This is a genomic window from Ruminococcus sp. MCC718 (assembly GCF_018783905.1).
Lineage (GTDB): Bacteria > Bacillota > Clostridia > Lachnospirales > Lachnospiraceae > Hominisplanchenecus > Hominisplanchenecus faecis.
This window is the reverse complement of the sequence record NZ_WQNP01000146.1, coordinates 19,218-33,227: the sequence shown is the minus strand read 5'-3', so window position 1 is coordinate 33,227 and position 14,010 is coordinate 19,218. Positions and strand designations below refer to the sequence as shown.

10 protein-coding genes are annotated in these 14,010 nt (G+C 37.8%); all 10 read left to right on the top strand.

The features are described 5' to 3' along the window. The coding region (locus GPK60_RS12080; protein ID WP_215660315.1) for a helix-turn-helix domain-containing protein at positions 1-476 on the top strand (476 nt) is incomplete at its 5' end. 222 nt (positions 477-698) lie between these two features. Then, the gene (locus tag GPK60_RS12075) at positions 699-893 is read left to right on the top strand and encodes a hypothetical protein (RefSeq protein WP_173866914.1); all 195 of its coding nucleotides are present in this window, start codon (positions 699-701) and stop codon (positions 891-893) included. Positions 894-991: 98 nt separating this feature from the next. After that, positions 992-7,189, top strand: a complete 6,198-nt coding sequence (locus tag GPK60_RS12070) for a Cna B-type domain-containing protein (protein WP_252191395.1) — start codon at positions 992-994, stop codon at positions 7,187-7,189. Between the two features lie 182 nt (positions 7,190-7,371). Next, on the top strand, positions 7,372-7,914 hold the full coding sequence (gene lepB, locus GPK60_RS12065; protein WP_215660312.1) for a signal peptidase I: 543 nt from the start codon (positions 7,372-7,374) through the stop codon (positions 7,912-7,914). Positions 7,915-7,970: 56 nt separating this feature from the next. After that, entirely contained in the window at positions 7,971-9,146 is a 1,176-nt protein-coding gene (locus GPK60_RS12060) for a DUF5979 domain-containing protein (protein WP_215660309.1), read from the top strand. A 100-nt stretch (positions 9,147-9,246) separates the two neighbouring features. Beyond that, complete coding sequence (gene srtB / locus GPK60_RS12055; RefSeq protein ID WP_215660307.1) at positions 9,247-10,149, top strand: class B sortase; 903 nt, start codon at positions 9,247-9,249, stop codon at positions 10,147-10,149. A 49-nt stretch (positions 10,150-10,198) separates the two neighbouring features. Then, a complete protein-coding gene (locus tag GPK60_RS12050) occupies positions 10,199-10,825 on the top strand; it encodes an FctA domain-containing protein (RefSeq protein ID WP_215660305.1) in 627 nt (208 codons plus the stop codon). 16 nt (positions 10,826-10,841) lie between these two features. After that, positions 10,842-11,384 carry a hypothetical protein gene (locus GPK60_RS12045; RefSeq protein WP_215660302.1) on the top strand — a complete coding sequence of 181 codons (543 nt, stop codon included), beginning with the start codon at positions 10,842-10,844 and terminating at the stop codon, positions 11,382-11,384. Between the two features lie 72 nt (positions 11,385-11,456). Further along, positions 11,457-11,933, top strand: a complete 477-nt coding sequence (locus GPK60_RS12040; protein WP_226911927.1) for an Rrf2 family transcriptional regulator — start codon at positions 11,457-11,459, stop codon at positions 11,931-11,933. A gap of 129 nt (positions 11,934-12,062) precedes the next feature. Next, a complete protein-coding gene (locus GPK60_RS12035) occupies positions 12,063-13,727 on the top strand; it encodes a PucR family transcriptional regulator (protein ID WP_173866908.1) in 1,665 nt (554 codons plus the stop codon). Positions 13,728-14,010 lie beyond the last annotated feature (283 nt).

Sequence of the window (14,010 nt, the reverse complement as noted above, 5' to 3'; positions counted from 1 at the left end):
GAATTAACGCCTGTGGAGATAGTAGGTTGCGAGGTCTGCGAAGCAGGAAGCCCATTGGCTTTAGACAATGGGTAGTTCACGACTCTAAAACTGCAATAGAATACATTGACGTCATCAGAAAGATAACATGTGATATACAGAAGTCCGTAGTAGATTGTTCAAAATTAGGTTTTTTTCATATTTTTGCGAATATTAAGGATGAAAAGCAATTGAGAATATATATACCGGATGCAGTGAATGAGATTCATCAATATGATATTAAGAAAAATGGAGAACTGATTGATACGCTGGAATGCTATCTGAATCATAAACAAAGTATTCGGAAAGCATCAGAGCTGATGGGTGTACATTCCCGGACAGTTTCGTATCGTTTGCAAAAAATAGTAAAACTAACGGGACTGGACTTTGATAACATAGCTGAGATGTTAGCTGTCCGAAATGGAATTATTATATTAAAAATATTAGAATTGTTATAAAAAACGAATCACACGGTTAGTGTGGTTCGTTTTTTTCCTTTGGAAAAATCCATATAATGGAACACTTCTTGCAAAAATCATGTGCAATATTTGCGACTTTTGTGCATTATAAAAAATTAAAAGAACTATATACTATAAGCTAGACATGAAAAAAGCAGAAAGGAATATTTTTTTGATATGAACTAGTACCTTTAAGGGCTGAGTTTTGTAAAAGGTGGGGTTATGGAACAGGAAAAACCAATAGATTGCACAGATAAAGACTTTGGCAGGTTTTATGTAGTATTAAAATTAAATCTAAAGACAAATAGTTATGTTGCAAATGATCCTGAACGGGGAATGTGGCTCATTCTCCCAACCGCTGCTCCATTGTTTTCTGGAAGCGGCAATGCAGAAGGAATGGATAAAAAAGGCAGATAGCTGAGAAATAGGAAAATATATTTTGAGGAGGAATTTGTGTGAAGAGAAAAAAGATATGGCTAAGATGGATAGCCTGGATACTTTTATTGGTTTTGTGTATGAATAGTGCAGGAACGACAGCTTTGGCAGTTTCTGCAAATGAGGAGAGTATTCTGAATATAAATGGTTCTCTGGAGAAAGAAATGCTTTCAGAAGAATTTATCTCAGAGGAGGAAAGCACATCATCGGCGGAAGAAACTCCGAAAGAAGAACTTACGCCGCCGTCGGAAGAAACTCCGGGAGAGGAACTTACTCCCCCATCAGAAGAAACTCCGGGAGAAGAAATTACGCCACCGTCAGAAGAGACTCCGGGAGAGGAACTTACGCCACCGTCAGAAGAGACTCCGGGAGAAGAACTTACGCCGCCGTCAGAAGAGACCCCGGGAGAAGAAATCACTTCACCGTCAGAAGAGACTCCGGGAGAGAAAATCACTCCGCCATTAGAAGAGATTCCAGAGGAAGAAATTACTTCATCCCCGGGAGAGCTTTCAGAAGAAGAAAAAGCCTTCGAGGAGCAGATTGCACAAGAGGAATCACCGAAACTTCAGGAGATTTCCGAAGGATTTGATATTGATTTCTATGTTATTATCGATGGAAATAAGGTAAAGCTTCAGCATAATGACATTACTGGCATTGCAACATGGAAAGACGGAAGAACTACCTATTATGGTGTTTCCATGGAGGACCTGCTCCTGATATATGAAGAATTTGGATTTGTGAAAAATGGTGAGAATCAGAATCCGGATGCAAATAATAAGTTTGTATCTGCATACCGGGGAAAAAGCGGGATAGAATACGGAAAAGTTTATACAGACACAGAATCCGGAAAGACATATGTTTCTTACAATTATGGACAGAATAAACAAGGGGAAGCGATAGATGTTTACTACCTTCCAAATGGAAAAGGCGTTGCATTAAATTTAAAAGATTCTGTAAAAAAGGACAACTCGTTTTATTCCGTAGAGGTAAAGGGAGAAGGGCAGGATCGGATTCGTTATGCATTAACAGGAACTGTAGTGGAAGAAGCTGTGGCTGATTTTAATCCCCAATTGTCGGACCAGACAGACCAGATCGAATGGACCTGTATGGGAACAGATGATAAGGTGATAGATGGTATACGGGAATCAGGGAACCAGACGAGGTTCACAATCGGAAAGATCACACAGTCTTATGTGATCCAGAGAGCGGATCAGACAGCCTTTGACATTCAGTTTTATATATATGCAGACAATGAGGTTCGAAAGCTGCCGGCTGATTCTCTGAAAAAGGTGTATAAATGGAACCGTCAGGGCAGATGCTATTTATCTGTCAGTGATCTTGCTGAGATTTATAGAGAGTTCGGCTTGAATGCAGAGGAAACACAGTCCGGAAATTATTTTCCATATACAGTCCGTGGTGAGAAGACATTAGCACAGGCGACAGTGGTAACTTATAAAGGACAGCAATATGTATCTTATAACCTGGACAAGCAGGAAGCAACTGTACCAACAGACGTTTATTATATGCCAAAAGGAGCATCTGATGGCGAAAAAATTCCGGATAATTATTCAGACCAGATGAAGCAGAATAAGAACAGTTTCTATTCGGTTACAGTGATCAATCCGGATGGAAATCGAACTGTGAGTTACTATAAGAAAGATTCTGCGGTCACAATTTCCGTTGATCCAGGAGATACGAAGGAAAGCGACTGGCTTTGTGCCAGTGAGGATGAAAATGAAACAATTTTTCCGGTGAAACAGGGCGATAAACTAACCTTTTCTATTGGGAAGATAGAGCAACCATATACGGTTGCATGCAGCACTTTTGCACCAGCAACCTTGAACATTAAATTCTATACTTTTGTAAATAATGAGAGATATAATGTTCTAAACGAAGAAATTCCTGTTATAAAAGATACTACAACAAAGCCGGGAACAGTTTATTATTATATTTCTAATGATGAGTTAAAAAAGCATTTTGAAAAATTTCATTACGATGGTTCTATTCAAAATGGAGCAAAAGAGCGTTTTTATTATTCCAAGAGAGATTACGATACAATCCATAATGCAGGGAAATACACGATAGAAGGTCATGAATGTATTTATATAGGAAAGTCCGGAGAGCCGATGGATGTGTATTACCTGCCAGACGGACAGAATATTGCCACAATGAGTGCAAAGACCTTACTCGAACACGACGATGATAGATATAACGGTTTTTACAGTGTGACAGTACAGGATGACGATGGACAGGTTTACAGCCAAACAGCTTTGCGTGATCTTCCGGCAATTGATTTTGTTGCAAGAAAGTCAACACTTACAAGAACAGTTAGTACAAAGCCGCGTGTAGAAGAACAAACGCAGGATATAAACTGGGAATGCAGAGAGGAAGATGGTACTCTTTCAGCAGTTACATGGAGTAAAAATGAAGAAGAGCATACCATGAGCTTTACTATTAAGCCAGATGATGCAGTACGTCCATATGTGATTGTTCCTGATAATACAGAAAAACCGGCAGCAACAAAAGAAGCAAATATCAGTTTTTATGTATTTATCGATGGACATTATAAGCTGATAAAGAACCTCAATGCTGAGCAGCATTACATAATCAAAGCAAACAGTGGCCGAGCCAGTCGTTATTATTTGCGAGCTAAACCAGATGATACGATTTCTAAAATTTACAGTGAGTTTGGTTTCACTCCGAGCAAGCTGGAGCCCGGTGCAGATCAGAAAGAGAAGATTCTGTTTGGTTATGCGACAGACAGCCGTGTGTTTGTACAGCACCCTTATAAGGACAACGATGGTACATGGTATATTCCTGTCCTGAAAAACGGGAAAGATGTATCTGTCTATTATTTCTCACAGCCAAACCCACTGAATCCAGACAGAATCGAAAATTATTTTGATCGTTTGACAGGACTTTCTTCTCAGGTTGGGCTGGCAGGAAGACATTTCAGTGTAGAGGGAAGTTTTCATCTGATTGAAGTGTTGGATCCACTGAACCTGACCAAAAGAGAGGCGATTAAGAGACAGTATGTAGGCCATGGGGAAGCATATACTGTGGAAGTACCAAAGAGGGCAAGTTTAGAAGGTGAGTATTATGGCAAGGAGATTGTCTGGAGTTGTACATCTAATGACAGGGACGAAAATGAGGTTCTTCCGGAACCGTCCGGAGATGATAAGGTAAAATTTGAAATTCCGAATGTTAACTCATCTTATGAGGTGATCGCAGACAAACCGCTGGAGTCTGGGGCAGTCAGGGTTATCTATAATACAACTCGTTATATGAAGAAACTTCCTAAGGAAGCTAAGTTGACCCCTCAGGTTGAGAATAAGACAAGACATACAGATGATTATGAGAATGAAATAGAAGCTGGAAAACATAACGTTAAGTCACCATATCCTCTGGTTTATGATCATGAAGATAATGACAGCAAAGAGTTGGAACAGTATGAATTCGATCATTGGGATTACAGAAACAAAGACGGAAAGTGGCAGGAATGCGGTGCAGGGGATTCTATTTCTGATCTTATAAATAATAATGCAAGACAGCCAATCACCCTCTATGCAGCGTGGCGTAAGGTGAGTAACCAAAATCGAAAACAGGTACAGTTTTATATCTGTAAGTCAGCGATGCCGGAAGATGGTTCGGTAGCATTACCAACCACGAATGTAGACGATTATACAAGTGCGGTTGCCGTGGCAAACTGTAATGTGAAGGCAAGTATATTGCATGATGTTCCAGTTCTTGGAAATAAGAATCCATCTACGTGGGAACAGTATGCGGATGGAAATAAGAGAGTGCAAGAACTTTTGCAGGGAACTAAACCAGATGAGGGATATATTGGAAATGGAGACTATATCTACAAGATAGATAGAATTCCTTCCGATGAAGAGGTATTCCAGACAATTCGTGAAAGCGGACGTATGATTCGTATCGGAGACAGGGAGATTCCGCCATCGAAATTAGATACCGAATTCTTCACCATTTATTGGTATTCTTTCAAAAGTGAAATGTCCGATGGGTGGCATATTGACGGACGTATTGTAGCAAAAAATGGTTACCTGACAGTAAAGAAAGATTTTGTCGGAATGCCGGAAGCAATAGAGAAAGTCAAGAAAGATTATTATATCCAGGTAGATATGGATGAAAAGCTTTTAGATGGAAAACCTCAGCCACCTGCATTTCATGAGCATATGAAACTTGTGCTTCCTTCAGAAGATAGCCAGAAACCGGATGCAGAAGCTCCGCAAGCGGAGGATGCTCCAATAGAAGTTGTAGGTACATGGACAGATGATACACATACAAGCTGTACGTGGATCGTTAAGGCGGACTCATTCTGGAAATACACATTAAAAGAGTACAACTATAAGCCAAAAGATTCGAATGTGAAATTTTCAGGTTGGTACAATGTTCACAATTCTCATGAACAAGGAGATAATGTAAATTCATGGGAAGCATATCCAGAAAGTGGAATTCAATTCACAGGACGTGGAATTGGACGCGGTGGTGAGACTCTTACTATTGAATTGGAGAACCGTTATCAGAAAGAGGGAATACTCACACTGAACAAATTTGATGAGTCTACCGGACGGGGAATGGAGAAAATCAATTTTGCTGTCAGTAAGAACGGTGTTGAGGAGGAAACGGTAACAACTGATAAATACGGAATCGCACAACTTCACATTCCGTTACAAGATGAAAACAAACAGAACAGAACAGCAACTGAGACGTATTTGTTGCGAGAGACAAACTTACCGACGGGATATGTAGACACAGGAGATATACAGATCACAGTTGAGATTGCCAATGGAGCATTCAAAATCACTGATGCAAAACTGGTGGATAGGGAGGCTAACGAAAATCAGGAGGCTGTTAAGGCACCAGTTGATGGTAAGATAGACGGAAAATCTGTTCTGCTTCAGCGAGGAGATACCAGCCTTAATATCCGAAATTTTGCTAAAACAGGCACTCTGCATATCAAAAAGACATGGGAAAATCCAAATGATGCACTGACGGAAAAACAGGTGAAAATCAGATTGTATCAGAATGGAATTTCTACAGGACAGGAATTCTTGCTGAATGAAGAGAACGGATGGGAACACACAGTCGACAATGTTCCACTATTCCAGGACAGAAATCCGGTGGAATATAAGGTGGAAGAAATCGAGATAGGAAAGACACATTATTCTTCGGACTACGGGGATGGTTTCCTATATTATGAAGTTATTTATCCAGAGATTCAGTATTTCGATTCAAATGGACAACAAATATTCCCGAAGGATGAGAATGAGTTCAAGGATGTTTCCAAGATGGAACTGGAAGTGCAGAATCTGCATTTCAATCTTGCTGAACGAAGTTTCTTAAAGACGGATGATCTTCCAAGAAACCGACTTGCTGGTGCAGGTTTTCTGTTCTACAAAGTACCGTATGATGATGTTACGAAAGAATATGCGGATGATACAGGATATACAGTAGATTATGACAATACACAGAGCAAGGACGATATCGTTCTGAAAAAGGATGGAAAAACGTGTACGACGTATCGTTCCTTAGAAACAGATGAAAATGGAATGCTTCAATTACCGGAGGACTTTGAGAACGGACGATACTGGATGGTAGAATCTGTTACTCCAAACAAAAAGGACAAAGCAGATAAAACCAAAACACAGTATCAGGATAATTTTAATTTATATATGGTCGATGTAGAATCCGATATTTTATTCCTATATGAGAAATCACCGATGACAAATACCTGGAGAGCTGTTTCGGACAGACATATCGTCAATCATCCGCAAAAAGGCGGGGTGACGGTTGAGATTACAAAGGAAGTCACTGGTCCACTTGGAAACCGCAAGAAGCCATTTGATATGGAAATTCTCTATTGGGAAGATGGTCAAAAGCTGCGTAGCAAGACAATTAGAACTTCTTTGAAACATGGAGATAAAGTTACATTAAAAAATGTAGATATATCTTCGGATATCATAATAACAGAAACTGTTGATACATCAAAATACGCTGTTTCGATTTCTAAAAAAGAAGAGAATGATAAGTATTCAAATCCAGTGCAGGCAACATCGAATGGAAATACAGCTGTCATGAAACAGCGGATTGAGGCTGCACGAGGAGACGTGATTGAGTTAAAAATCACAAACAAAAACACACAATCAATACCGGAAACAGGGGTTCGTCTGAGAACAAGCAGGCATGTATGGTTACTATTCGCCATAAGTATTATCATGGTTCTGTTTTTCAGGAGAAGACGGGAAATAAGATAGATACTGCTATGGAACAAAAGTTGCAAAAACACATCTGCCTTTTTACATGTTTGTTGCATTGGAATAAAAAAATAAACCACTATAATAAGGGATATAAACTAATGCCTTGGATGTCCGAGTTAAGCTAGAACAAATAAATCCCTTAGAAGGGTTACGGACATCCTTTTTTATGGAAGGATAGGATGAAGAACGAAACTGAACTGTCAAATAAAAACAACAATATAGTACAGGAAACATCTGTAGCACAGGATATTGTTCAGTTGTTATTGAAGATTGCATTTATTGTCTTAGCAGTATTTCTTATTTTTACATTTCTCTATGGAATCGTAAGAATAAATGATGTCTCCATGAAACCGGCAATCAAAGACGGTGATCTGGTCATGTATTACCGATTGGATAAAAGGTTTATCTCCGGTGACGTTGCGGTGTTTGAAGACGACGGCAGAACCACGACCGGACGTGTTGTGGCGGTAGCAGGAGACACCGTTGACATTACGAAAAACGGACTGAAGATAAATGGTGCAGAACAGATATCTCAGGACATTTACTTTGATACCACCCAGTTTAAAGATGGAGTGGATTTCCCGGTCACAGTCGGGAATGGCCAGGTATTTATACTTGGAGATAACAGACCACAGGCATCGGACAGCCGAATCTATGGCTGCATTGATATAAAAGATGTCAAAGGAAAAGTCATTGCGATTATTCGGAGCAGGGGAATTTAATTACTGGATCCGTTAATCAAATAAAAAACAAACTAATTTACAAGGGAGGAATTATAATGAGCATGAAAAAATTCACTAAGAAAATGCTCGCTATTGTCGCAGCAGGTGCTATGACAATGGGACTGGCAATGCCGGCATTTGCAGCAGGCGCAGACACAACAAATAATGCAACGGAAGCCTATATCAGCAAGACCTACAACACAGAAGTTAAGAAACCGATGAAGTTTAACTTTACTGCTACACAGGTTAAGACAGGGGATTACATAGTAACAGACGATGTTAAATGTACAATTCCAAGCATTGAATTTAAAGAAACAGACTTAAGTAGTAATGCAGGAACCTATAAAAAACTTAGCGATAAGATTACTTTTAAAGAGTTCCCACAGGCAGGAAAGTATGAATATACTGTAAACGAGAGTGCAACGACTGAACCAGCTATTGCAAATAGCGGACATCAGAAGTTAATCATGTCCCAGGCTGAGTATAAAATGGATGTTTATGTTGTTGAAAAGGCTGGAACCTTAGCAATTGATAAGATTATTGTAAATAAAACAAAAGATGATAATAATGGCCCTGCGACAGGTAAAGTAGACATCGGTGGTGATGTAAATGGAAACGGATTTAACTTTGTTAACACTTATGTACAGGAAGCTGGTACAGGAACAGATCCTTCAAATCCAGGAACAGATCCAGATGATGACTATACAAAATATGGTTCCTTAAATGTATCTAAGACGATTGATGCACAGGCTGGTACTGTAGATTCAGATGCCGAATTTACTTTTACAGCAAAATTTGAATTCCCAAAAGGAACTGATGCAGAAACACTTAAAGCAAAAGCAGGTGATGCTGCATTAACACTTGACGAAAACAATCAGCATACATTTACTCTGAAACATGGTCAGAAGATGAAATATACAGGTCTTCCGGTTGGAACAAAGATTACTGTAACTGAAACAGGAGTGGCAAACTACAAGGGAAGTGTTAGCGTTGTACTCAATGGTGGTACTGCAACAACTGATACAGCAGCAAAATATCATGCTGATTTCGAAGCAGTAAAGGATGGCAAGCTCGGACAGCAGAAAAATACAGTTGATGTAACAAATACATACAACTATGTACCAACAACCGGTATTATCATGAACACTCTTCCATACGTTCTGATGGTTGCTCTTTGTGCTGTAGCACTGTTTGGATTCGTTGCTTTCAAACGCAAAAAAGTACAGAAATAATTTCATAAAATCATAAAAGTAACAGTAAAGGGAATGCGTGCGGCGATACTCCGTCGCATTCCCTTTTGCAATAAGAAAGGAAACTTCAGGAATATTTCATATGAAAAAAGCAGCAAAGTTTTTAGTCAAAATAGTCGATCATATGGTGAATTTTATAGCGTTATTGCTGATTCTTATGGTAATGTTCCTGTCATGCTATATGTTATGGGATTCCAATCAGGTATATCAGGCGGCTGATGCGAAGAACTACGAAGCCTATATTCCAACAGAAAAACATACGAAATCTTTTGAAGAATTGCAGAAAATCAATCCGGATATTATTGGCTGGATTCGAATAAATGAAACAAACGTTAATTATCCGCTGCTTCAGGCAGAAGATGATGATACCTATATGAATACGGATGCCGAAGGCAAATATTCTTTAAGTGGTTCCATATTTTTACACTGTGCAAACAAACCGGATTTTTCCGATTTTAATAATATGATATATGGACACCATATGGAAAAACACATGATGTTTGGAGATGTGGGGCTATTCGCAGATAAGGAGTATTTTGACGAACATCCATACGGAAATCTTTTTTTTGATGGAAAAGATCATGGAATTGAATTTTATGCATTGATCCAGGCAGATGCTTATAATGAACGGCTGTTCAGTGTCAGTTCAGAGGAACCGGAAGCAAAACAGGCGTATCTGCAGGAAATATCAGACAATGCTTTACATAAAAGAAACTTTGAACTTACGGAAAATGAGCATTTGGTTCTTCTGATAACATGTACCTCAGACATGACAAATGGAAGAAATATATTAGTAGGAAGGCTTACGGATCAGGTCTATCCTGAGAAAGAGAAAGCCAAGAATCTGGGAACTGGAATTGATAAATTAAAAGAAAAGATGATTCAGGTGCCGATTATCTACTGGATACTTTTGCTAATTATCGTTCTATTGCTGATAGATAGAAAATTAAAGAAGAAGGGAAAGAAAAAACATGAAAATCCTTGATTTAAAAAAAGTAACTATCATATTGGTGACTATGCTCCTTTTTCTGAGCATGCAGATATCAGTGTTTGCATCTGATAACTGTACTGTAGTAAAAATTCCAGTGAAACAGCTCTTTGACAGTGAAGTGGAAGGTATTGCAGATGAATTCTCTTATATTATGACAACCGATCAAAGCGATGCCCCGATGCCCGCGGGAGGCCGCAACATGCAGTATTCCTGGACAATGGAAAAGAATGCAGCAACAGAGATTATACTGAATGTGAAAACAGCAGGGCAGTATCATTATAACATTTATCAGACGACAGAAAAAAAGGAAGATTATAAATATGATCAAAGCAGGTACTATGTGACTGTCGAGGCTTACTATAATGAATCGAATCAGTTAAAAGTTGTCACAATTGTAGCCAATGAGAAGGGGGAGAAAATAGAAGAGATCTCTTTTAAGAACAGTTATATGGGAGAAGAGAAACCAAATACAACACAGCCCTCAAATCCGTCACAGCCATCTAGACCGTCCTATTCAGATAAAGTGCAAAAGATCAATAGTGTAAAGACCGGAGATGACAGTCCTGTTATGGGATATTTCTTATTGCTGTTTGGTTCGCTGATTTGTCTAAGCATTTTAACATATGAAAGCCAGAGAAGAAATAAGAGAGAATCACAAGATGAGGCATAATATATGGAAAAAATACTTGAAAATCATCTGTTCTTGGATTTTGATTTTTTCTATATGTGGTTTATCATTAAATGTAACCGAAGCATCTGGTGCCGGTGTGGAAATGGAAAGGGAATCACAGGAGACGGTGGACTTTATCAGTGACATTGAAAATCAGGAGACAGAACCGGAAATTTTGGCAGATGACGAACAACTCTCAGAGAGTGAACAAATAGTGGAATCAGAAAAGGAACCGGAAAATCCGGTTGAAATAGAGGATTCCTCAGACCAGATAACAGATCTGGATGCACCGGAACAAATGTCTGTACAGAGTCTGGAGGAAGAATTACTGGCGGTTGCCGAGAATGGAGAAGAAGCCTCAACAGATAGAGTAGCGTATGTAGATGTCAATGGAAACCCAATTGCAGAAGCACCTTCTGTAATCGGATTTGGAGCAATTGCGGATCATAAAGAGCTATCTATAGAAGGTAGACATGGCCTGATGATTTTGATGTTTTTTGTTCTTGCGGTCAGCATGGTTGGTTTGGTATTCTTTAAAGGAATAAATAAGAAGAACTGAAAAAGCTGATAATGAGATAAAGAGGAAAGGTTATACAATATCCCGAATTTACTAGACTTGAGGCGATAAAAGATGAAGCGCAAGGATAATAATTCGGGATTTTTCCTGTTTTGGAGAGGAGCGATTATGCAATTAAAAATTACAACGGATTATGCGATCAGAATTGTATATTATCTGGCTTGTCGTAGTGAAGTAATCACTGCATCTGAGTTAGCTTATGAATTAAAGATTCCAGAAAGTTATATTCCAAAGATAACAAAAAAATTAAAAGAAGCGAATATAATTACAGCCTGCGAAGGAATTAAAGGTGGGTATTCACTTGCGAAAAAAACAGAAGATATTTCTTTGTTTGACATTATATCCGCCACAGAAATAACTATGAGATTAAACCGTTGTTTAGAAGAAGATGGGTTTTGTTCCAGAAATGCAACAGAGCATTGTAAAGTACATAAAATATTGCTGGATGTGCAGCAAACTTATGACAATCTACTAAAGGGCATAAAGGTCTCGGAGATTATAAAACCAGATACCGATGAGTTATCAGAATAGCTAAGAAAACAAACTAGCGAATATGAAAAACAATTATAGAAATAACCCCAACAATATATTAAAATAGATATGGCATAATAAAGCAAAAGAAAGATGAATCAATTCAATTGTAAAAGGAAGGGAATACAAATGGGGTATACAGTAAAGGACTTGCTTAAATCAAACAAATTCCCAGAAATGCAGCTGATAAATGATGATTCCGGAATTGATCGTGAAATTAAAGGAGTCCGAATCATTGAAGTGGCAGATATGGAAAAATTTCTGGGGGGGGGTGAACTGCTCCTGACGAGTATGAGAGCCTATGAAGCCACAGAGGAAGATGCTTTTTTGTATCATTTAAAAGAATTTGATAAAAAGCAGGTAAGTGGATTTATAGTAAAGTGCTATCAGAGAACGGAACACCTGAAAAGATTGTTTGATATTTTAATGGAATTTTCGCAGGAGCATCATTTGCCTGTGATAGAAATTCCTGAGAATCTGTATTTTTGGAAAATTATTAAGTATATAGTACTTCAGTTATGTGATATAGAAACTGCAAAACTGAAATATTTTAAGATGACACATGATAATTTGAGTAATATTTTACTGAACGTGATAGATTCAAGGGAATCCATAGAGAGAATTCTTTTCTTGATCAGTACCATGCTTGGGAATCCGGTCGGGATATACAACGCAGATGGAATCTGTCTTTTTTTAAGTAATTCGGAAACACAGGATTTTAGAATTGAAAAAAATATTACGGAATATAAGCCTGGAATTATAACCAGATATCAATATTTGTGTCAAAAAAGAAAAAATACTAAGTATGTTGAATACATTATAAAACTCGATATTTTTAAAAGGCAGGAAATGTATTTTGTTGTTTCAGAACAGAATGAACCATTAAGGGAATTGGATTTTGTCGCATTAGAGAATATTATCATTACATTACAGTTTAGTTTGATCAGACATGTAATGGAAGAGAATCTTGAAAAACGATATCTAAGAGACTTGGAATATCGTTTGCTGAATGGTTCTCTGTCAAATGATGAAGAAAATGAAGTTGCAGGTATGCTTGGGCTTAATGATGCAGAGATATATCGGGTTGTAACTTTCCGTATGGATACAATGAAGAATATGGGAAAATTTACCAATGCCCAGATAAAAGAAATAGAATTGGTCGAAAACGAAATTATACGTTATTTACCGAGGGAACATATTTTTTCGCAAACCAACCAGATTGTATATATCCACAGAGAAACGGAACAGGAAACAGGATTGGAGTTTCGTAAAAAACTGGAGAAACTGCAGCAAACGATACAAGAATTTCTAGTTAATAAGGGAGTTGAAATAGATTTTCTGATTGGTATAGGTAAAACTGTCACAGGATACCATGAATTGAAGGAGTCTTTTAAATCTTCTAAAATTGCACTTAAATATATTAAAGTTATTAGACGAATAATCGGAGACGAGGATAAGTCAGTTATAGATAGTACAAAGATAGGATTCTTTTATCATGTAATGGAAAAGATGAAAAATATAAATCAGTTGCAGGCGTTTATACCGGAGTCATTGAATGAACTTCGCCAGTACGATATTCAGAAAAATGGAGAGCTGGTTGATACATTGGAGTGTTATCTGAATGTCAACCAAAGCTTAAAAAAGACTTCTGAATTAATGTTTATTCATTATCGAACTGCCTCATATCGTTTGCAGAAAATAATAGAAATAACGAATATAGATTTTAATAATGCAGCAGAAGTGCTTAGTGTTCGAAATGGATTGATAGCACTTCGAGCTCTTGAAGTAATGTAGAATTTTTATGGAGTTTTCAGAGAGGCAAAGATGAGATTCATAATATTAAAAATATTGAAATTGTTATAAAAGATAACGAATCACATGGTTAGTGTGGTTCGTTTTTTTTGCATATTAGTCTTAAATGGAACACTTTGAACAAAAAAACGATAAAAATTTTTCATCCGTTGCACATTATATTTTTAAGTTTAATAGCGTATAATATCGTACCTGATAAGATACCTGATAAGAAAGATTATCAGCGAAAAACAATGAAGATATCAATTTTTGATATTTTTTTTGA